The sequence below is a fragment of the Streptomyces sp. NPDC001348 genome, assembly GCF_053597535.1.
On sequence record NZ_JBSFIK010000016.1, the window covers coordinates 138,020 to 158,877 of the forward strand.

Annotated in this window: 21 protein-coding genes and 1 pseudogene; 16 read left to right on the forward strand and 6 right to left on the reverse strand. The window is 71.9% G+C overall.

From position 1 onward, the window contains the following. Positions 1-77: 77 nt before the first annotated feature. Entirely contained in the window at positions 78-1,136 is a 1,059-nt protein-coding gene (locus ACWC21_RS19085) for an acyl-CoA dehydrogenase family protein (RefSeq protein WP_450883219.1), read from the reverse strand. A gap of 129 nt (positions 1,137-1,265) precedes the next feature. On the opposite strand from ACWC21_RS19085, the gene ACWC21_RS19090 reads away from it, so the two are divergent. From ACWC21_RS19090 to ACWC21_RS19120, 7 genes are all read left to right on the forward strand, one after another. Beyond that, a complete protein-coding gene (locus ACWC21_RS19090) occupies positions 1,266-1,616 on the forward strand; it encodes a YciI family protein (RefSeq protein ID WP_450883221.1) in 351 nt (116 codons plus the stop codon). Continuing rightward, a complete protein-coding gene (locus ACWC21_RS19095; protein WP_450883223.1) occupies positions 1,616-2,806 on the forward strand; it encodes an RNA polymerase sigma factor in 1,191 nt (396 codons plus the stop codon). Before ACWC21_RS19090 ends, ACWC21_RS19095 begins: the two co-directional genes overlap by 1 nt. 32 nt (positions 2,807-2,838) lie before the next feature. Continuing rightward, a complete protein-coding gene (locus ACWC21_RS19100) occupies positions 2,839-3,096 on the forward strand; it encodes a hypothetical protein (RefSeq protein WP_450883225.1) in 258 nt (85 codons plus the stop codon). Between the two features lie 73 nt (positions 3,097-3,169). Then, positions 3,170-3,544: a BlaI/MecI/CopY family transcriptional regulator gene (locus ACWC21_RS19105; protein ID WP_450883226.1), complete on the forward strand. Its 375-nt coding sequence runs from the start codon at positions 3,170-3,172 to the stop codon at positions 3,542-3,544. Beyond that, positions 3,541-4,461 (forward strand): M48 family metalloprotease, encoded by a 921-nt coding sequence (locus ACWC21_RS19110; protein WP_450883227.1) that lies wholly within the window; start codon positions 3,541-3,543, stop codon positions 4,459-4,461. Before ACWC21_RS19105 ends, ACWC21_RS19110 begins: the two co-directional genes overlap by 4 nt. Positions 4,462-4,582: 121 nt before the next feature. Continuing rightward, entirely contained in the window at positions 4,583-4,975 is a 393-nt protein-coding gene (locus tag ACWC21_RS19115) for a VOC family protein (protein ID WP_450883229.1), read from the forward strand. A 71-nt stretch (positions 4,976-5,046) separates the two neighbouring features. Beyond that, complete coding sequence (locus ACWC21_RS19120; protein WP_450883231.1) at positions 5,047-6,117, forward strand: adenosine deaminase; 1,071 nt, start codon at positions 5,047-5,049, stop codon at positions 6,115-6,117. On the opposite strand, the gene ACWC21_RS19125 is transcribed toward ACWC21_RS19120, so the two are convergent. After that, the gene (locus ACWC21_RS19125) at positions 6,099-6,614 is read right to left on the reverse strand and encodes a mycothiol transferase (RefSeq protein WP_450883233.1); all 516 of its coding nucleotides are present in this window, start codon (positions 6,612-6,614) and stop codon (positions 6,099-6,101) included. The genes ACWC21_RS19120 and ACWC21_RS19125 overlap by 19 nt on opposite strands. Positions 6,615-6,716: 102 nt before the next feature. Continuing rightward, complete coding sequence (locus tag ACWC21_RS19130) at positions 6,717-7,631, reverse strand: LysR family transcriptional regulator (protein ID WP_450883235.1); 915 nt, start codon at positions 7,629-7,631, stop codon at positions 6,717-6,719. 111 nt (positions 7,632-7,742) lie between these two features. On the opposite strand from ACWC21_RS19130, the gene mgrA reads away from it, so the two are divergent. Further along, positions 7,743-8,732: an L-glyceraldehyde 3-phosphate reductase gene (gene mgrA, locus ACWC21_RS19135; RefSeq protein ID WP_450883237.1), complete on the forward strand. Its 990-nt coding sequence runs from the start codon at positions 7,743-7,745 to the stop codon at positions 8,730-8,732. A gap of 124 nt (positions 8,733-8,856) precedes the next feature. Further along, complete coding sequence (locus tag ACWC21_RS19140) at positions 8,857-11,538, forward strand: LuxR C-terminal-related transcriptional regulator (RefSeq protein ID WP_450883239.1); 2,682 nt, start codon at positions 8,857-8,859, stop codon at positions 11,536-11,538. A gap of 87 nt (positions 11,539-11,625) precedes the next feature. Here the strand turns inward: ACWC21_RS19140 and ACWC21_RS19145 are convergent, their stop codons facing one another. Beyond that, positions 11,626-12,846, reverse strand: coding sequence for a metallophosphoesterase (locus tag ACWC21_RS19145; protein ID WP_450883241.1), 1,221 nt, complete (start codon positions 12,844-12,846; stop codon positions 11,626-11,628). A 268-nt stretch (positions 12,847-13,114) separates the two neighbouring features. Between ACWC21_RS19145 and ACWC21_RS19150 the strand changes: the two genes are divergently transcribed. Further along, positions 13,115-13,666 (forward strand): hypothetical protein, encoded by a 552-nt coding sequence (locus tag ACWC21_RS19150; protein ID WP_450883243.1) that lies wholly within the window; start codon positions 13,115-13,117, stop codon positions 13,664-13,666. Between the two features lie 2 nt (positions 13,667-13,668). On the opposite strand, the gene ACWC21_RS19155 is transcribed toward ACWC21_RS19150, so the two are convergent. After that, the gene (locus ACWC21_RS19155) at positions 13,669-14,445 is read right to left on the reverse strand and encodes an alpha/beta fold hydrolase (protein WP_450883245.1); all 777 of its coding nucleotides are present in this window, start codon (positions 14,443-14,445) and stop codon (positions 13,669-13,671) included. Between the two features lie 111 nt (positions 14,446-14,556). Between ACWC21_RS19155 and ACWC21_RS19160 the strand changes: the two genes are divergently transcribed. Beyond that, positions 14,557-15,387: a helix-turn-helix domain-containing protein gene (locus ACWC21_RS19160; protein ID WP_450883247.1), complete on the forward strand. Its 831-nt coding sequence runs from the start codon at positions 14,557-14,559 to the stop codon at positions 15,385-15,387. A 147-nt stretch (positions 15,388-15,534) separates the two neighbouring features. Here ACWC21_RS19160 and ACWC21_RS19165 read toward each other — a convergent pair. Next, positions 15,535-15,654: pseudogene (locus ACWC21_RS19165) on the reverse strand (site-specific integrase); the annotation flags it as partial. A gap of 140 nt (positions 15,655-15,794) precedes the next feature. Here ACWC21_RS19165 and ACWC21_RS19170 point away from each other — a divergent pair. From ACWC21_RS19170 to ACWC21_RS19190, 5 genes are all read left to right on the forward strand, one after another. After that, positions 15,795-16,193 carry a nuclear transport factor 2 family protein gene (locus ACWC21_RS19170; protein ID WP_450883249.1) on the forward strand — a complete coding sequence of 133 codons (399 nt, stop codon included), beginning with the start codon at positions 15,795-15,797 and terminating at the stop codon, positions 16,191-16,193. 106 nt (positions 16,194-16,299) lie between these two features. Next, positions 16,300-17,181, forward strand: coding sequence for an alpha/beta fold hydrolase (locus ACWC21_RS19175; RefSeq protein ID WP_450883251.1), 882 nt, complete (start codon positions 16,300-16,302; stop codon positions 17,179-17,181). A 411-nt stretch (positions 17,182-17,592) separates the two neighbouring features. Beyond that, positions 17,593-18,798, forward strand: a complete 1,206-nt coding sequence (locus ACWC21_RS19180; RefSeq protein ID WP_450883253.1) for a COG4705 family protein — start codon at positions 17,593-17,595, stop codon at positions 18,796-18,798. Between the two features lie 260 nt (positions 18,799-19,058). Continuing rightward, positions 19,059-19,997 (forward strand): ABC transporter ATP-binding protein, encoded by a 939-nt coding sequence (locus ACWC21_RS19185; protein ID WP_450883255.1) that lies wholly within the window; start codon positions 19,059-19,061, stop codon positions 19,995-19,997. After that, positions 19,994-20,833, forward strand: coding sequence for an ABC transporter permease (locus tag ACWC21_RS19190; RefSeq protein ID WP_450883257.1), 840 nt, complete (start codon positions 19,994-19,996; stop codon positions 20,831-20,833). Before ACWC21_RS19185 ends, ACWC21_RS19190 begins: the two co-directional genes overlap by 4 nt. Positions 20,834-20,858: the final 25 nt, after the last annotated feature.

The following is a 20,858-nucleotide window of genomic DNA, read 5'->3' on the forward strand; positions in this document are numbered from 1 at the left end:
CGGCGGCCATCGGCCTGCCGGCTCCACGCCGAGCAGGTCCTCCACCGGGACCCCCTCAGCGAGGCCGTGCCTGCAGTTCAGCTGCCGGCCGCAGGCCCCGGTCCACGACCCGTCAGGGCGTCGAGGTGAGCCCCGCGCGACTGGGCCGTCTGCCCCTGCACCAGGAGGAACAGACCTTCCCGGGCCAGGCGTTGGGCCTTGCTGTCCAGGGTCAGCGCCCGGCCGCCGCCGGCCACCACCGCCGCGGTGGTGGCCGTCCTCATGACGTCGTACGACTGTGTCCTCAGCGCCAGTCGTTCCGCCGGGTGCCCGGCTGCCGCCGGGTCGTCGGCCAGGGCGTAGGCCCGGCGGCGGACCTCCTCCAGACGGGCACGGAGCGGGCCGGACGTCTCCTCGTCCAGGAGGGCCAGGGCCGCCTCCGTGACGCCGAACACCGCCGGGGAGGCGTTCACCGTTCGGTCGCGGTCGGTCGCCGCCCAGTGCTCGTACGGCATCCGGAGGGCCACCGCGTCCTCGGGCAGCCACAGTCCGTCCAGCTCCAGTGACACGGTCCGGGCCGCGGTGAGGGCCGCCAGACGCATGGGCGGTGACGCACGCAGGCCGGGCTGCTCACGGGCCTCGGCGAAGGCGAAGACCACCTCGTCGGAATCGGTGAACCCGGCCAGCAGCAGCACGTCGTTCAGACCCCAGCCGGTGTACCAGGGGACGGTGCCGTCGAAGCGCCGGCCGCCCCGGTCCCGGGTCACCCGGACCCAGGCACGAGGATGAGACCGCAGATGCGCGTACGCCACGCCCGACATCAGTTCACCGCGCGCCAGCGGTCCCAGCAGACGCTCCCGCACGGGCGCTTCTCCCTTGGCCAGGACCTGCACCGGCGTGTGGTGCTGTGTCTGCACGAACCACGTGGAACAGCACGCCCCGGCCAGGATCTCGGCCGTCTCCCGCGCCACCGGGGCGGGCGCCGCCGAGCCGCCGTAGGCCGACGGCGCGCTCACCCCGAGCAGACCCGACCGCTTGACCGCGTCGATGTGACTCACCGGCACCTCCCCCTGGTCGACGCGCTCCGCGTTCGGGGCGAGCAGCTCGTCCGCGAGCCGGCGGGCGCGGACGACGAGAGGGTGTGCTGCGATGGTCATGCGGAGAATTCTCCCGGTCCCGTCGGCCGGGGTGTCGATCCGGGGGTGCGCCGTTCGTGTAGGAGGTGGACGCCCCCCACCGGGGAGTCCCCGTGGGGAGCACTCCCCGGTGACGCCAAGGAGGACATCATGAAGCACTACCTGCTCAGCGTGGTCCAGCCGACCGGTGCCCAGCCGCCCGAGCCCGACGCGCTCGCCGCGATCATGCGTGACGTCGAGGCCTTCAACGACGAACTGCGCGAGGCCGGGGCCTGGGTCTTCGCCGGCGGACTGCACGGCCCGGAGACGGCCACCGTGCTGCGGCCCAAGGACGGCGACGTCCTCATCACCGACGGGCCGTACGCCGAGGGCAAGGAGTACCTGGGCGGCCTGTGCCTGATCCAGGCGCCCGACCTGGACGCGGCCCTGGAGTGGGGCCGCAAGGCGGCCCTCGCCACCACGCTCCCCATCGAGGTGCGCCCCTTCGCGGACCGGCACTGATGCCGGACGCCCCCGACGTCGAGGCCGTCTTCCGCGCCGAGTACGGGCGCGCGGTCTCCGTCCTCGTCCGCTTCCTCGGCGACATCGACCTCGCCGAGGAAGCGGTCCAGGACGCCTTCGCCACCGCCGTGCGGAAGTGGCCGGACACGGGGGTGCCGCCGAGCCCGGCCGGCTGGATCATCACCACGGCTCGTAACCGTGCGGTCGACCGGCTGCGCCGCGAGTCCACCAGGGACGCCCGGCACACCGAGGCCGCCCGGCTGTACGCGCCCGACGCACCGGCCGAGGAGGGCCCCGTGCGCGACGACCGGCTCCGTCTGATCTTCACCTGCTGCCACCCCGCCCTCGCCCCGCAGGCCCGGGTCGCGCTCACCCTGCGCCTGCTCGGCGGCCTCAGCACCGCGCAGATCGCCCACGCCTTCCTGGTGCCGGAGCCGACCCTGGCCCAGAGGCTCGTCCGGGCGAAGGCGAAGATCCGCGACGCGGGCATCCCGTACCGGGTGCCACGGGACGCCGACCTGCCCGACCGGCTCGGCGGCGTCCTGGCCGTCGTCTACCTGATCTTCAACGAGGGGTACACGGGCGCGCCCGCACTGTGCGCCGAAGCCGTACGGCTGGGCCGGCTGCTGTCCGCGCTGATGCCGGACGAACCCGAGGTCACCGGTCTGCTCGCGCTCATGCTGCTGATCGAGGCGCGACGCCCCGCCCGGCAGGACCAGGACGGCGCCCTGGTTCCGCTGCCGGAGCAGGACCGCGCCCGCTGGGACCGCGACCTGATCGCCGAGGGCCAGGACCTGGTCCGCCGCTGCCTGCGCCGGAACCGGCCCGGGCCCTACCAGATCCAGGCCGCGATCAACGCCGTCCACAGCGACGCGAGCACGGCGTCCGCCACCGACTGGGGGCAGGTCCGGTGCCTCTACGACCAGCTGATGGCCGTCGCCCCGAGCCCCGTCGTCGCCCTCAACCGGGCCGTCGCCGTGGCCGAGACCGAGGGCCCGGAGAAGGCCCTCGCCCTGGTCGACGCGCTCGACCTGCCGGGCTACCACGTCCGCCACGCCGTCCGGGCCGAGCTGCTGCGCCGCCTGGGCCGGCCCACCGAGGCCGCACGGGAGTACGAGACGGCCGTGGCACTCGCGCGGAGCCCGGCCGAGCGGGCCCACCTCGAACGGCGCCGACGACAGGGTCCGTGACACCCGCCCGCCCGGGTGCGGGGACCGACGCCGTGCTCGCGTCGCTGCCGGAGCAGGACCGCGCCCAGGACCGCGCCGTCCACCGCATAGGCTTCGGCGCCATGCGGCTGACCGGCAGCGGGCCCTTCCACCACGGCACGCCGAGCGACCGGGAGTGCTCCGTCGCCGTGCTGCGCGGGGCGGCCGAACCGGGCGTCGACCACATCGACACGGCCGCCTTCCGCTTCTGCTCGCAACGCGCCGCACACCGGCCGGTCCCTCCCATAATGGGGGTGCGGGTACAGCCGTAGGACGGCGTCCGACCGACCGCGACACGCAGACGGTCCACCGGGGGTGGACGAGGACGGGGTGAGGAACGTTCCCATGAGCGACGCGAAGGACGAGCGCCGCCCGGCCGGCGAGCTGGAAGCGAGCGTCATGGCCGCGCTCTGGGCCGCCGGTGCGCCCCAGACGCCCGGTCAGGTCCAGCACAGCCTCGGCGCCGGCCTGGCGCGCACCACGGTCACCACGATCCTGTCCCGCCTGCACGACAAGGGTGTCGTCGACCGGCGGCGGCAGGGGCGCGGGTACGCCTACTTCCCGGTGCAGGACGCCCAGGGCCTCACCGCCCGCAGGATGCACACCGAACTCGACCGCGACAGTGACCGCGAGACCGTGCTCGCCCGCTTCGTCGCCCAGCTCAGCCCCGACGACGAGCGGATCCTGCGGGACCTGCTCGAACCCCCCGCCGAGCGATGACCGTCCTGCTGCTCCTGCCGCTGGTGCTGCCGCTCGCCCTGCCGGCACTGGCCCGCCGGGCCGTCGACCGGCTCGTGCCCGTGGCCGCGCTCTGGGCGATCACCGTCTCGGCGGTCGTGTGCGCCGGTTGCTCGCTCGTCGCGCTCGGCGCCTTCGTGCTCACCGGGCTGCTGAAGCTGTCCGTCTTCGCCGCGCTCGGTGAACTCGTCCACCCGCTGCGCACCGCCTCCGACGTCTTCGTGGTCCCGGCGGCCGCCACCTCCGTCGGCGCGCTGGCCGTGTGCGCCTGGGCCCTCGTCCGCTCGGTGCTGCGTCAGGCCCGCGCCTTGCGCGCGGCCCGCTCGGCGGTCGGACGCGGACCCGCCGTGGGCGACCTGTGCGTGGTGGACTCGCCGCACCCCGACGCGTACGCGCTGCCCGGGCGACCGCACCGGATCGTCGTCACCACCGGGATGCTGCGCAGCCTGGACGCCGCCGAGAGGGAGGTCCTCTTCGCCCACGAACGGGCCCACAACCAGGGCGGCCACCACTACTTCCTCGCCGCCGCGGAACTCGCCGCGCAACTCCACCCCGCGCTGCGCCCGGTCCGGGAGACCATCCGGCTCGCGGCCGAGCGCGCGGCCGACGAGGCCGCGGCCGGCGCCGTCGGCGACCGGCGCCTGACCGCCCGCGCCATCGCTCGGGCCGCCCTCGTGGGCCAGGCCGCCCGCGGTGCCCGCCCGGACCTCGCCCCAGGTGTGACCACCGGGCCCGTCCCCCAGCGCGTACAGGCCCTCTTGGCCGCGCCGCGCCGCGCCACCCCTTGGATCGCGCTCGTGCTCGTCGCTTGCACCACCCTGTCCTTCGCCGCCTCCGCCACCGGGATGATCGACTTCCACCACCGGGTGGAGGTCGCCCAGGGTGAGGAGCGCGGCTAGGGGTCCGGCCGCCGGATCACCACCGAGGGAACCTGGCACCCCGGGCGAGACTGGCGCCCACGAAGTTTTACGTATAACCTCCCGTCGACCACCCCCTCCGGTCCCTCGCTGAAAGGCCCCGATGAGACGCGTCGCCCTGGTCACCCTCGTCGTGGACGACTACGACGAGGCGATCCGCTTCTACACCGAGGCCCTCGGGTTCCGGCTCGCCGAGGACGCCCCGCGCCCCGACGGCTCCCGCTGGGTCGTCGTGGAGCCCGGCCCGGAAGGGGCGGGTACCGGTCTGCTGCTCGCCCGGGCCAAGGGGGAGGCCCAGCGGGCCCGGGTCGGCGACCAGACCGGCGGGCGGGTCGGGTTCTTCCTGCACACCGACGACTTCGCCCGCGACCACGCCCGGATGGCCGCCGCCGGCGTGACCTTCCTGGAAGAGCCGCGCCACGAGCCGTACGGCACGGTCGCCGTCTTCCAGGACCTGTACGGCAACCGCTGGGACCTGCTCCAACCCGCCGACTGAGCGCCCGCCCGCCGCCCGTTCCGCCCGCCCCCACCTCCGCACAGAACCGCCGCTCGAGGAAAAGACCCGCCATGACTGCTACGCGCGTAGACGCCGAAGTGATCCGCCGCCTGCCCAAGGCCGTCCTGCACGACCACCTAGACGGCGGCCTGCGTCCCGCCACCGTCGTGGAACTCGCGGCCGCGGTCGGCCACACCCTGCCCACCACCGACCCCGAGGAACTGGCCGCCTGGTACTTCGAGGCCGCCAACTCCGGCGACCTGGTCCGCTACATCGCCACCTTCGAGCACACCCTCGCCGTCATGCAGAACCGCGAGGGTCTGCTGCGCGTCGCCGAGGAGTACGTCCTGGACCTCGCCGCCGACGGCGTCGTCTACGCCGAGGTGCGCTACGCCCCCGAGCTGAACACGAAGGGCGGGCTGGCGCCGAGCGAGGTCGTGGAGACCGTGCAGGAGGGGCTCGCGGCCGGCATGGCCAAGGCGGCAGCCGCCGGCACCCCGGTCCGGGTCGGCACCCTGCTGTGCGGCATGCGGATGTTCGACCGCGTCCGCGAGGCCGCCGACCTGGCCGTGGCCTACCGCGACGCCGGTGTGGTCGGCTTCGACATCGCCGGCGCCGAGGACGGCTTCCCGCCCGCCGACCACCTGGCCGCCTTCGAGCACCTGCGCCGGGAGAGCGTGCCGTTCACCATCCACGCCGGCGAGGCGCACGGCCTGCCCAGCATCCACCAGGCCGTGCAGGTGTGCGGGGCCCAGCGCCTCGGCCACGGCGTGCGCATCACCGAGGACATCGTCGACGGCAAGCTCGGCCGGCTGGCCGGCTGGGTGCGCGACCGCCGCATCGCCCTGGAGATGTGCCCCACCTCCAACCTGCAGACCGGCGCCGCCACCTCGATGGCCGAGCACCCGATCACCGCCCTGAAGGACATGGGCTTCCGGGTCACCCTCAACACCGACAACCGGCTGGTCTCCGGTACGACGATGACCCGGGAGATGTCCCTGCTGATCGAGGAGGCGGGCTGGACGGTGGAGGACCTGCGCACGGTCACGGTGAACGCCCTCAAGAGCGCTTTCATCCCGTTCGACGAGCGCAGGGCCCTCATCGAGGACGTGGTCCTGCCCGGCTACGCTGCCGCGCTCTGAAGCAGCCCCCGCAGGTAGGCGGCCTGTCCGACGTGCTGCAGATCGTCGGACAGGACGCTCACCAGACGCACGCCCATGCTGACCGGGGGGTCCCAGCGGTCGTCGACGATGCGTTCGAGGTCCTTGGCGGGCAGGTCGCGCAGCACTCCGAGGGTCTGCTCGTGCACGGCGTCGTAGTACCCGGTCAGCAGGTCGGCCGACTCGACCCGCACCTTGGCGACCTTGGCGGGACTGTGCCCGTACCCCGTGTCCTGACGCGGCAGATCGAGGCCGAAGCGCTTCTCCCAGCCCTGTGACAGCCACACCTGGTCCAGCTCGAAGGCGTCGGCGACGTGGTCGTCCTGGACCCGGGTGAGATGCCACACCAGCCAGGCGACGGAGTTGCTGTCGGGGGCCGGGCGGGCGTGCAGATCGTCCGGCCCGAGGCCGTCGAGGACGGCATGGACTTCTTCTTGGATGCGGCCGTAGCCGTCTATGAGGATGTCCCTTGCATGCATAGGTCCACCATGGCGCACAACGCTTCGTCATGCGTCCGGTATCCAGCAGCTGCCGTACCGCAAATTGACGGCCGCGGTTCTGCCCTCGCGGAGGGAGCGGGGTCAGCGGGGGTGCGACCCGTCCCGGGGTGCCGCCGGACCGCCGGTTTCCAGCAGGCCGACCAGCGCGCGGGCGGCCGGGCTGGTGCCCGTGTGCGGCGGCAGGAGGGCGACGGTCTCGTACTCCGCCTCGCCCGTGCCCTTCAGCGGCAGCGCCGTGAGCGCCGGCCGCTTGTGCCGGAAGTGCCGGGGCACGACCGCGACCCCGAGGTTCTCGTCCACCAGGTCCAGGAGGCTGTGCACGTCGTTGACCTCCAGGGCGACCGTGCGCCGCACGCCCGCGGCGGCGAAGGCCACGTCCGTGGTGCGTCGCGGCCCCCAGTCGGGATGGAAGTCGACGAAGACCTCGCCGCCGATGTCGCCCGGGGTCAGCGCCGCACCCGCCGCGGCGAGGCGGTGGCTGGGATGGCACAGCACCGTCATCGGTTCGCTGGCCAGCGACACCGACCGCAACTGGTCGGAGTCCTCCTGGGTCCGGTAGGCGAACGCCAGGTCCAGCCGCCCCGCCGCGACCTCCTCCGCCAGGGCGCCCGAGCCCGCCTGCCGCAGCCGGATCTCCACATCCGGATGACGCCGCCGGAAAGCGGCCAGCAGCCCGGCCACATGCACTCCGGCGATGCACTGCTCGGTGCCCAGAGCCAGCGTCCCGCGCAGCACGCCCTGCACCGCCGCGACCGCCTCGTGCGCCGCCCGTACCTGCGCCAGGATCCGCTCCGCCTCGGCGAGCAGCGCGCGCCCCGCCTCGGTCAGGGTGACCCGTCGGGTGGTCCGCACGAACAACGGGGCCCGGAGCTCCCGCTCCAGCGCCCGGATCGACGCGGACAGGCCCGACTGGGACACCATGAGCCGCTCCGCCGCCCGGGTGAAGTGCTGGTCCTCGGCGACGGCGACGAAGTGCTGGAGGTGGCGCAGTTCCATGATTCAGAAGCCTATCCGCTGAATCGCATCGGATTCTTCTGTTGGACCGCTGTACGCGGCCCGGGGAAGAGTGGTCACCGGTAGACCGTGTGCCAACCCTCTGGAGTCGCGTTGTACACCGCACACCCCGACCGCTACGCCGACATGCCCTACCGGCGCACCGGACGCAGCGGCCTGAAGCTCCCGGCGCTGTCGCTCGGCCTGTGGCACAACTTCGGTCCCGACCGGCCCGTCGAGACCCAGCGAGCCATCCTGCGCCGTGCCTTCGACCTCGGTGTCACCCACTTCGACCTGGCCAACAACTACGGCCCGCCGCCCGGCGCCGCCGAGTCCGCGCTCGGCGACGCCCTCCGCGCCGACTTCGCAGCCCACCGGGACGAGCTGGTCATCTCGACCAAGGCGGGCTACCTGATGTGGCCCGGCCCGTACGGCGAATGGGGCTCGCGCAAGTACCTGCTGTCCTCGCTGGACCAGAGTCTGAAGCGGATGGGCCTGGAGTACGTCGACATCTTCTACTCGCACCGCCCGGACCCCGAGACTCCGCTCGAGGAGACGATGGGCGCCCTGCACTCGGCGGTCCAGCAGGGCAAGGCGCTCTACGCAGGCGTCTCCAACTACTCTCCGGAGCAGACCCGCGAGGCCGCCCGGATCCTCGGCGAGCTGGGCACCCCGCTCCTCATCCACCAGCCGCGCTACTCCATGCTCGACCGCCGCCCCGAGGAAGGCCTCCTCGACGTCCTCGACGAGCTCCAGATCGGCTCCATCGTCTTCTCGCCGCTGGAGCAGGGACTGCTGACCGCCCGCTACCTCGACGGCATCCCCGAGGACTCCCGGGCAGCCGGCGCCAGCCCCTTCCTCGACTCCGACGCGGTGACCCCGGAACTGGTCGGCAAGCTGCGCGCCCTCGACGAGATCGCCAAGTCGCGCGGCCAGAGCCTGGCGCAGCTCGCCCTGGCCTGGGTGCTGCGCGGCGGCCGGGTGACCTCCGCCCTGGTCGGCGCGAGCAGCCCCCAGCAGCTCGCCGACAGCGTCGCCGCCATCGGAAACCTGGACTTCGACGCGGAGGAGCTGGCCCGGATCGACGCGGTGCTCGCAGGCTAGACGGGTCCCTCCGGGCGCGGCGGCCGTGTGTCCCGGCCGCCCGCCCGAGCCGCCGCGCGGATCTCCGGGAAGACTGAGAAGCTGATCGAAGGAGCACTGTTCCCAGCCCCGACGAACAGCGGCGGTGAGCGCAGTGGCCGTTGCCGACGAAGACACCGGGGGGCCCGTCGCCGCGCGCGTGGATCCCCTGGGCGACCCGATCCTGCACACCCGGTTCGCGCTGCCGACGAGGCCCGCCACGTTCCTGCGGCGGGAACGGCTGACCCAGCACCTCCAGCAGGCCCTGCGCACCCCGCTGACCATGGTCAACGGCTCCGCGGGGGCGGGCAAGACCCTGCTGGTCGCCGACTGGGCGGCGGGGCTGGCCGAGCCGGTCGCCTGGCTCACCGTCGAGACGGGGGACCAGCGCCCGGGGATCTTCTGGGCCTATCTGCTGCACGCCCTGCGGAACTGCGGCGCCCCTGTCCCGGACGACGTCGCCGGCCCGGCCGAGGCCACCCGCGTCGACCGCGGACTGCTGGCCGCGCTCGCCGCCGGGCTGAGCGGGCACGACCGGGTCGTCACCGTCGTCCTCGACGAGTACGACCGGGTGCCCGCCCCGGAGATCGCGGAGCAGCTGGAATTCGTGCTGCGCCACGCCGGGCGGGCCATGCGCCTGATCCTCGTCACCCGGACCGAGCCGATGCTTCCGCTGCACCGGTACCGGGCGGCCGGCGAACTGACGGAGATCCGCGACGCGGAGCTGGCCTTCACCCCGGAGGAGGCCGTCACCCTGCTGGAGCTGCACGGTCTGCGACTGCCCGTCGACTCCGCGCGTGCTCTGGTGGAACGCACCCGGGGCTGGGCCGCCGGCCTGCGGCTGTGCGCCCTCGCCGCACAGGAGAGCGCCGACCCGGAGACGTATCTGAAGGAGTTCGAGGCGGACCGGAGCACGGTCGCCGACTTCCTGCTGGCCGAGGTGCTCAAGCGGCAGCCGCAGCAGACGCAGGACCTGCTGCTCCGGATGAGTGTGCTGGAGCGCTTCTGCCCCGACCTCGCCAACGCGATGACCGGGCGGTCCGACGCCGAGCCCATCCTGGCCGGCCTGCACCGGGAGAACGCCTTCGTCGAGCACCTCGGGCACGGCTGGTACCGGCTGCACCCGCTGTTCGGGGAGATACTCAGGGCCCATCTGCGGGTACGCCTGCCCGGACTGGAACCCGAACTGCACCGTCGGGCCGCCCAGTGGCTGCGAGGCTCCGGATCCCTGCCCGAGACCCTCGCGCACGGCGCCGCCGCGGGCGACTGGGACTTCACCGCCGGTGCGCTCGTCGACGATCTGGCGATCGGGCAGCTACTGACCGGCCTGCGCTCCGACGCGCTGGCCGACCTCTTCTCCCGGATGGGCACCGAGGCCGAGACTCCCGCGACGGACCTGGTACGGGCCGCCCGCGAGCTGTCCAGCAGCGATCTCGACCATGGTCTGGCCCATCTGCACCGAGCCGAGGAACGGCTGTCCGGCGATGCGCCCGACCGGGCCGCGGGCCGGCTGACCTGCGCCCTGTTGGAGACCCTGGCGGCCCGGCTCACCGGATCTCCCGAACGGGCGGAGAAGGCCGCCGCGGCCGCCGGGGACCTGCTGCAGGAGGTCCCCGCCCACCTCCTGGAGAAGCACCCCGAGCTCCCTGCCCTGCTGCTGACCCATCTGGGCGCCACCCGCCTGTGGGCCGGTCACTTCGAGGACGCGCGTGCCGCCCTGGCGGAGGTGGCCGGCTCGGCGGGCGGAGCCGCGACCGTGCTGCCCCGCGAGGAGTCGCTGGGGCATCTGGCCCTGCTCGACCATCTGAACGGCTGGCCGGGCCGGGCGGAGCGCAAGGCCCTGGCCGCGGTCACCGAGACGGAGCGGTACAGCCTTCCCCGGCCGGCCGGTTCCGGCATCGAACGGCTGGTCCTGGCAGCCGTGGCCGTCGACCGCGACGAACTGGACCGCGCCCAGGCACTCCTCGACGAGCTGGCCGCGCTGCCCTCCGCGGTGCAGGACCCGGTGACGGTGGCTGGACGGGCCATCGTGACCGCACGCCTGCTGCTCGCCCGGGGCAGGACACGGGCGGCGCTCGAGGCGGCCGGCCCGGACGTGTCGGCGGAGGTGGCCTCTCCCTGGGCAGGGAGCCACGGGACGCTGCTCGTCAGTGCCGCCCACCTGGCCGAAGGGCGGCCCGAGAGCGCCGCCGAGCTGCTCCACGGGATGCCCGACGATCATCCGGCGTGCGCCGTGGAGGCCGCACGGATACGCCTCGCCGCGGGCGATACCGGCGGCGCGCTGGACCTCCTGGCCCACGTGCACGGTGAGGGACGGACCGGGCCGGCGGTGGCCGTCCGGGCGGCACTGGTGCGGGCCCAGGCCGCACTGCGGGCTGGAGACGCCTCCACCGCCCGCCGGCTCCTCGCGCAGGCACTCCGCGACGCCCGCCGCGACCGGCTGCGCCGCCCGTTCCGTGACGCCGGGGCCTGGATCCGCCCTCTCCTGGCCGAGCCGGCGCTCCGGCAGCTGACCGCGGGCTGGCTCGTACCCGGCCCGCCGCCGAACACCGGGTCACCGCCCCGCTCCGTTCCCCAGCCACCGCCGCTCGTCGTGGAGGAGCTGAGCGGACGCGAGCGCGACGTGCTGGAGCGGGCGGCCCGCATGATGTCCACCGAGGAGATCGCCGCCGACCTGCACGTGTCGGTGAACACGGTGAAGACCCACCTCAAGAGCGCCTACCGGAAGCTGGCGGTGAACCGGCGCAGCGACGCGGTCCACCGCGCCCGCGACCTGCGGCTGCTGTGAGCCCACGACGGGGCGAGCCCGGCCGTCCGGCGCCGCCGCGCCCTCGGCTCATGGACAGCTCCGAGCGGAGGCGTCGGCCCGCCCGTGCTACGGCGAGGTCGGCAGGTTCGGGGAGCGGAGCACGAGCAGGGTGATCTCGCTGGGGGCGAAGACGCGGAACGGCGGTCCCCAGAAGCCGGTACCCCGACTGGTGTAGAGGAGGGTGCGGGCGCCGTGGTGGCTCAGACCGGCGACGGCGGGCTGGTCGATGCGGACCAGGTGGTGGAAGGGCCAGATCTGGCCGCCGTGGGTGTGGCCGGAGAGCTGGAGGTCGATGCCGGCGGCTGCCGCCCGGTCGACGAACTTGGGCTGGTGCGCCAGGAGCAGTACGGGCAGGTCGGGGTCGGCCCCGTTCAGGGCTCCGGCGAGATGGGCGCGGTGGCCCGCCAGACCGGAGGACTCGGCGGTGACGTCGTCCACACCGGCGACCACCAGGGTGTCGCCCCCGCGTTCGAGCAGCAGATGGCGGTTGCGCAGCGGCTCCCAGCCCAGCTCGTCCATCAGGTCGACCCAGCCCTGCGCCTCGCTGTAGTACTCGTGGTTCCCGGTGACGTACAACCGGGCCCGGGTGGCCCGCACGGTACCGAGCGGTACGGCCTGGGCGCGGCGGCGTTCGGCCGTGCCGTCCGCGATGTCGCCGGTGTGGCAGACCAGGTCGGCTTCCAGGGTGTTCACCGTCTCGCACACCCGGGCCGACCAGCGGGCGCGATCGAGCGGGCCGTAGTGGGTGTCGGTGATGAGCACGACCCGCAGACCGTCCAACCCCGCGCCGAGCCGCGGGAGTTGCACGTCGAGTCGGCGCACGCGTGGCACGCGGCGGGCCTCGGCGTATCCCCAGGCGAGCAGTACGGCGGTTATGCCGAGGACGGTCCAAGTGACGACTCGGGCCCGGTCCTGGCTCTCGCCGACACCGGCCACGGTCAGGGCGAGCCGCAAGAGGATCCCGCCCAGAACGGACCAGGTGAACAGGACCCAGCTGGTGCCCAGCAGGGTGTCGCCGACGATCGCCGCCCGGTCCCGCTGGCGCCGGCCGTGCCCGCGCACCATCGCGAGCGGCATCCCGACGAGGCCGAGGACGGACAGAGCGGTGCCGACCAGCGTGACGGGCAGCGGCCAGTGCTGGCCGCTGTAGAGGAGCACCCAGCAGGGCACCGTCCACAGCAGGACGGGGGCGATGAGGGGGATGTAGCGCATCAGGCGGCGCAGTCGCCCCCGCCGTGGCGCTCGCGCCTCATCCTCTGCGGGCCGGGTGCTGCTGGTGTCGGTCATGTTCCCCTCCCGGACCGGGCTGCCGTCCCGCGCACTGTATCCGGTCGCCCGGCCCGGCCGGACCGGTTCATGGGCGCGGCCCCGCGGGACGGCCGGCCGCCGGCACGGCCCGTCGTGGGGAGCGGTCGCTGCTGCCGCCCGTGGGCACCCTGCTGGCCGCCGCGGCGGGCGATCAGGAAGCCAGCGAGCAGGTCGGCAAGGAGGTGCTCGCCCTGTTCGCACACAAGCTGGCCGGACTGCTGCCGGCCGGGAGCTGAGCCTCACCCAGGTGCCCGAGGCCCGCAAGGTGCTGCGCCAGTGGGCCCGGGCCAAGGAGTCCGAGCAGGTCCAGGATGTGCTGCGGTGGCGGCAGCGGCTGGGCTGCCGGGACGGCTGGACGGTCAGCAACGAGGACGACCGGCGCACCGTTCTGCAACGGCTGCTGTGCTGCATGTGGAACGGCCAGGTCGACGTGGTCGACGGGGGCCCCGCCTCACCGGACGTGATCGGGCTGCGGCTGTTCCCCGGGACCGGCCCGCACGTCCCCGGCGTCCGGCTCCGGCTCGGCTACTTCCCCGCCGGCGTGTCCAGCTGGGTGGGGCTGCTGGTTTTGTACGAGCGATGGACCGTCCTGGAGGACGAGCGGGTCGTCGAGGACTACTGCCGCGAGCTGATGGCGACCCAGCCGCTGGGCCTCGCCCGCGCCGGCAGCGAACCGCACCGGCTCTTCACCGACATCGTCGAGAAGGTCGCCCCGCGTCAGCTGGAGATGCTCGCCGAGCGCCGGGAGCGGAGCGACGAGCAGGCCGAGCACTGGGGATCTGTCGTCAAGTCCGCATAGGGTCAGGCTGCTGGTGCGAAGGCCGTGATGGCGTCGACGAGGTCGGCCGGAGCTTCCAGCGGGATCAGGTGACCGGTGGTCGGTATCACCGTGAACTCGGCCTGGGAGAGGTAGGGCACAAGGTTGTCGCGGAGCACGTCGACGGGCTCGACCTGGTCGTTCTCTCCGGCGACGACGAGGGCGGGAACGCTGACCCTGCGGGTGTGCTCGGTGATGTCCTCCGCGATACCGCGTAGCGGCCACTCGGTGCGGCCGACCTCGACGCCGGCTCGCGAATCGGTCGCGACCTGTGCCTTGATCGAGGCGTGCAGCTCGGTCGCGGTGAGGATGTGGTCCCGTGCCCTGGCTGTGGACTCGTCGGAGTCGTAGGCGTGGGAGAGGGCTTCCTGGTACTCGGGAGTGATCTGTGCGGCGGGCTTCGCCGGGCCGGAGCCGACGAGGACGATGCCACGCAGGCCGGCGGGCCGGGTCGCCGCGACGAGTTGCGCGACCTTGCCCCCCATCGAATGCCCGACGAGGACGTAGTCGGTGACGCCCGCGTCGGCGAGTACGGCGAGCGTGTCGTCGGCGAGCTGACCGAGCGTGTAGGGGCCGGGCAGACCGCTCGACCGGCTCCACCCTCGGAAGTCGATCGTGAGCACGTCACGCCCCGGGAGCCGGTCGACGACGAGGTCCCACGTCCGGGCGGAACCACCCCAGTAGTGCAGGAACAACAGGGTAGGTCCGGTCCCCGTCCGATGGTCGTAAACGGGCAGTGGCGTCGGCTGCGTCGCAGTCATCGTGGCCCTCCTGGTCACTTTTCTGGGCGATTTCCCCAGGCATTCATTGAAACTTCCGCACCCAGGTGGGGCATCGGCGTGACTGGTCTCCTGATAGTGGAAACTGGACACGTGACCGTGATCCGGCAGATGGCCTACCGGCCCGCAGAGCGCCGTGCCGCCACGGTCGAGACGATGACGTTCGGCCGCCTTCGCGATCTGAACGACGGCGGCACGCAGCGTGCCGACTTCCACGTCCTCGCCGTCGTCGACGCCGGGCACGGCTCCGTCACGGTGGACTTCCTCCAGCACCCGCTCAAGGAGCGGTCCGCGGTGTGGATCCCTCCCGGCGCGGTGCACCGATGGGATGACATCGCAGACGTGACGGGACACCTCGTGCTGTTCGTGCCGACTGCTCCGGTCACCGACGCCACCCGCGAACTCGTCGCATCCCCGGACCTGGTCCCGCAGTGGAGCATTCCTGACGCCGACTGGCCTTTCGTGGACGCCGCACGCAACCACCTCCTCCTTGAGGCGTCCGCCCCACCTGGGGACATCTCGAGGGAGCTGCCCGACATCCTGCTCTCCGCGCTGATCGCCCGGCTCCGGCCACCGCACGCCCAACCACCAATTTCGCATCCGGTGTTCCGGCTGTTCCGGTCCAGCGTCGAAGCACATTTCCGGGAACATCACGACGCCGGCTACTACGCCCGTGCGCTGGGATACGCGCCCCGCACCCTTTCACGAGCGGTGCAGCAGGTCAGTGGCCGCACGGCAAAGGGGTACATCGTCGACCGGATCGTCCTGGAAGCCAAACGGCTCCTCGCGCACGACCGCCTCACCGCGGCCCGCTGCGCCAACATGCTCGGCTTCTCCGACGCGTCCAACTTCTCAGTGTTCTTCCGGAAGGCGACAGGCATGAGTCCGGGCGTGTGGCAGGCGACGCTGCCGTCAATTGAGTAGGTGCACTGATGAAGGGCACCCGCATCCGTGATCACAGAGGGTCGTGACTCCATGAGCGTCACGACACTGTTCCCGCCTCGCTGCTTCGGCACCACCGTGCCATCCGCGCGACCTCCAAGTCCCCATAGAGTCCACATCCCCAGGGCTGGACGACCGTCCCCCACCCTTGCGGATCATGGCGCCGAGCCGGTCGGCGATGGCCCGGTCACGATCACTGGTCATGTGCCGGCAGATCAGCGCAGCCCGCGAGCTGCTGTGGCCCACGCGGTGGCCGTCTTGTTCTCTTCCCTCGTCGCAGGGATGGCCTTTTGACGTGCCCGCCGGATGGCGGCGTTCGGATCGGCGGGGGTGGGGAAGACGTGGCGGGCAAAGGTCGTGCGCCGTAGTCCGATCAGGAAGTCCACACCATGGCTCACACCGCACAAGCGACAGCCGTCCCCGGCTGGGTCCTGAAGTTCATGGACGCCATCGACACCCTGGAGTTCGGCCAGGGCTTCGCGCCACTGACCGACAACACCGACATGTACTTCGGCGCCGCGCACCTCCACGGCGTCGAGGCCATCAAGGAGTTCTTCGTCAAGATCGACGCACCGCTGGTCATCAGCCATGAGGTCCTGGAGTTCTGGACCGCGGGCGACGGCGTCCGTCTGCTGCGCGGTGAGGCGGTCATGGCCAAGAAGAGCGAACCGGAGCGGGTGGTGCGCGCCCCCTTCGTGCACATCTTCTACCTCGACCAGGAAGAGCCGGTGCGCATCCGGACGCTCCGGGTCACCGCGGGCCCACTGCAGACCGACGCCGTGATGTGACCCAGAGCCAGGCCCCCGCGAGGTCACGGCTTTTTGACGGGTTGACCCACATCCGTGCTCGCAGGGCCAGGAACCAACCAGAGTACGCGTTTCAAAGAGGTCAGATATGAACTCGGTGCACCACCGGACCGCCGCTGTCGACGGCCACGAGATCTTCTACCGCGAGGCCGGCCCCGCCGAGGCCCCGGTGATCGTCCTGCTGCACGGCTACCCGACCAGCTCGTTCATGTTCCGCGAACTCATCCCGCTGCTGGCCGACGACTACCACGTCATCGCCCCGGACCACCTCGGCTTCGGCCACTCCGACGCCCCCCTCGCAGGGGAGTTCACCTACACCTTCGACGCCCTCACCGAACTCACCTCCCAACTGCTCGACCAACTGGGCCTGGACCGCTACGCCCTGTACGTCCAGGACTACGGCGCCCCCATCGGATGGCGCCTCGCGCTCCGGCACCCCGAACGGGTCTCCGCCCTCGTCACCCAGAACGGCAACGGCTACGAGGACGGTTTCGTCGAGTCGTTCTGGACCGACGTGTGGGCCTACGGGGCGAACCCCGGCCCCGACACCGAACCCGGCGTCCGCGCCGCGCTGGGCGTCGACGCCATCCGCTGGCAGTACCTGCACGGCGTGCCCGACTCGAGCCTGGTCAGCCCCGACACCTGGGAGCACGACTTCGCCCTCGTCTCTCGCGAGGGCAACGACGAGATCCAGCTGGCGTTGTTCCGCGACTACCAGAACAACCGCCCGCCCTACCCGCTGCTGCACGAATTCCTGTGCACCAGCGGGGTCCCGGTGCTCGCCGTGTGGGGCCGCAACGACGAGATCTTCGGCCCGGCGGGCGCGCGGGCCTTCGCCCGCGACGCCAAGGACGCGGAGGTGCACCTGATCAACGGCGGTCACTTCCTGCTGGAGAGCCACCTGGACATCGTCGCGGGTTACCTGCGCGGCTTCCCCGGGCGGGTGCTGGAACAAGCAGGGTCCTGCTGATGCGGATGGTCGCTGCGCGGAGATGCAGTCCGGCGAGGACCAAAAGCCCAGATGCCGGCCTGACCCAGCTCGAGCGGGGGACCCCCTCGCGTCGACGCCCTCCCCCGCCTTGCGGCTGGATGTACCGAGCCTCACTCACCAGGCCGATGAGGCACCGTCCGTTTCCTGCGACCTGATCCGCCGGACTGGCCCTGGCGGGAAACCCGGTGAGCAAACCCTCGGGCGAGTGACAGTGGCAGTCAGGATGCGTTCAGGCACCCGATGCCACAGTCGGACAACATGACCTATGAAACGTCTGAGAGTCAGGTGGCTCCAGGGACAGGCACCGACGAGCGGCGATCCGGCGAGCGGTCGGCCGGGGCGGCTTCCCGCCCTCGCTCCTCCGAGAGTCCTCGGACGCCTGCCAGGCAGATGCTGAACAAGGTACCCGAGGTCACGATCTGGTTTTGGATCATCAAGATCTTGTGCACCACGGTCGGCGAAAGCTTCGCTGACTGGATCGACATGAACCTCGGTGTCGGCCTGATCAACACCGCATTGATCTTCACCGTCGTTCTGGCTGCCGTCCTGGGATGGCAACTCGGTACCAAGCGCTACGTCCCGTTCGTCTACTGGCTCACCGTGGTGGTGGTGAGTGTGACCGGCACGCTCTACACCGACATCCTCACCGACAGCCAGGGCGTTCCCCTCGCACTGAGCAGTAGCGTGTTCGCCGGTGTCCTCGCCGTTGTCTTCGGCATCTGGTACACGCGCGAACGGACCCTGTCGGTCCACAGCATCACCACACGCCCCCGTGAACTGTTCTACTGGCTCGCGGTTCTGGTCACCTTCGCCCTCGGCACCGCCACCGGAGACTGGACCCTGGACCTGACGGGCTGGACCCCGGGCGTCTCCGTGCTCCTGCCGCTCGGGTTGATCGTCGCGATCGTTCTGGGTTGGCGCCTCGGTGCCAACGCGGTGCTCTCCTTCTGGCTGGCCTACATCCTGACCCGCCCGCTCGGCGCCAACCTGGGCGACTGGCTCGGCTCGCCCGGCGGTGACGGTGGTCTGGGCCTCGGAACCGCGCTGACCAGCGTGGTCTTCCTGGGCGCCATCCTTGCTACGGTCCTGTACCTCACGCTCAGCCGGAGCGATGTGATCGAGACCCAGGAAGCGACCGACACCCCGCGAACGCCGAATCCGGCGCGTGAGCGGATCATGCTCGGTTACTTCGCCGTCGTGGCGGTCGCGACTGCGGCACTTCTCGTCTGGGCGCACAACCAGCCCCATGCTTCCGCGGCCGGTGAGGACGACGCTCCCGCACCTGTGACCACTCACCTCACCCCGGAGGAGGCGACGTCACCGTTCCCTGCGACTGAGATCGCGAAGTTCCGCACGATCACAGCGGACACCCTGGCGCAGCTGAATTCTGGAAAGCAGCGAGCCGCAACCACCCGAGTGGCCGACCTGGAGACCGCTTGGGACGCCGACCAGCCCACCCTCGAGCCCAGGAGCGAGAAGGCGTGGCACTTCCTCGACAGCGAAATCGACCAGGTCCTGAAGGCACTGCGCGTCCCGAACCCCGACAAGGCCACCGAGACCAAGGCACTCGACACGCTCCTCGCCTCACTCGGCTGACGTGCCGAGAACTTCGGCGCGGGACGACCAAGCCACGCGGGAGTTCACGCGTCCCGATGCGCCCGGGCGGATCGTGGTGTCCCGGGGGACGCTGCGCTGCCTCGGTGCCGCGATGCGCGCGGCAGCTCTGTAGTACCGCGGTACTACGTGCCGATGGTGGATCGGTCTCCCGGTACCACGTCGTCGGGCGGATCGGATCCTAGCGTTGTCGGTGAGGCGCCGGAAGCGACGGACGCCGCAGGCCGACAGGAAGAGCGCTCATGATCGACGCACGGCAGTTGACCAAGAGGTACGGCGAGAAGACGGCCGTGGACAGGCTGGAGTTCGTCGTGAAGCCGGGTACGGTCACCGGATTCCTGGGGCCCAACGGCGCGGGCAAGTCCACGACGATGCGCATGATCGTCGGCCTTGACGCCCCGACGAGCGGCTCCGTCACCGTGAACGGCCGCCACTACGCCCAGCACCGGGCACCGCTCCAGGAGGTCGGCGCCCTGCTGGAGGCGAAGTCGATCCATCCGGGCCGCTCGGCCTACAACCACCTCAGGGCCCTGGCGCTGACCCACGGCATTCCGCGTCGCAGGGTCGACGAGGTGATCGACCTCGCCGGACTGGGCAGCGTGGCGAGGAAGCGGGCCGGCGCCTTCTCCCTCGGCATGGGCCAGCGGCTCGGTATCGCGGCGGCGCTGCTCGGCGATCCGCAGACGGTGATGCTCGACGAGCCGGTCAACGGGCTGGACCCGGAGGGTGTGCTCTGGATCCGGAACCTGCTGAAGACGCTCGCCGACGAGGGGCGGACCGTGTTCGTCTCATCGCACCTGATGAGCGAGATGGCCCTGGTCGCCGACCACCTGATCATCGTGGGCCGCGGGCGGCTGCTCGCCGACACCACGGTGGGAGACCTGATCCGCGAGGCGGGCGGCGACATCGTGAACGTGGCGACCCAGGATCCGGCGCGGCTGCGGGACGTACTGGCCGGACCCGGAGTCGAGGTCACCGGCCGCATCGGCTCCGAGGAGCTGCAGGTGACCGGTCTGAGCGCCCGGGAGATCGGGCTTAAGGCGGCCGAGCACGGGATCGCACTGTTCGAGCTGAGCACACGGACCGTGTCACTGGAGGAGGCGTTCATGGACCTGACCAGGGACGCCGTGGAGTACCACGGCTCCACGACCGGGCTCGAGACCCTCGGGAGGCCGGCATGAGCACCCTCACGGCAACCGCGGAGGAACCCAGGACCGCGCCCTCCCGCCCCGCCTACCGGGTGACCGGACGGCGCGTGCTCGCCTCGGAGTGGGCCAAGCTGTGGTCCCTGCGCTCGACGTGGATCACCCTGGGCCTCGGTCTGCTGTTCCTGGTGGCCTTCGGCGTGATCGCCGCGAGCCGCTACCGGTCGGGGATCCACTCGGGCCACATCGATCGGGACTTCGCCTCGTCCACGGCCGTGAGCCTGTCCCTCTTCGGTACGAACTTCGCCCAGCTGGCCCTGGGCGTGCTCGGTGTGCTGGTCACTGCGGGCGAGTACTCGACCGGCATGATCCGTTCCACGCTCGCCGCGGTGCCCCGCAGACTGCCCGTGCTGTGGTCCAAGGCCGCCGTGTTCGGACTGGTCGCGCTGGTGGTCGGGACGGTTGGTGCGTTCGTCGCCTTCCTGATCGGCAGCGGAATCGTCTCCGGCACACCCGCGTCCATGCACCTCTCGCACGCGGGGGTGGTACGGAGCCTGCTCGGCGCCGGGCTCTACCTCGGCCTGGTCGGTGTGATCGGCGCCGCGCTGGGTGCGCTGCTCCGATCGGTGGCCGGCGGGATCTCGGTGCTGGTCGCCACACTGATGCTGATCCCGGGCCTGATCTCGCTGCTGCCCAGCTCCTGGCAGGACGACATCAGCCCCTATCTGCCGTCCAACGCGGGCGAGTCGGTGTTCGCCCTCACCCACGACTCGACAACCCTTTCGCCGGGCACCGGACTGCTGGTCTTCCTCTGCTGGACGGCACTGGCACTGGGCGGCGCGGCGTACCGGCTCGCGCGCAGCGACGTCTGACACCCGCACCATGGACAGGTGACGT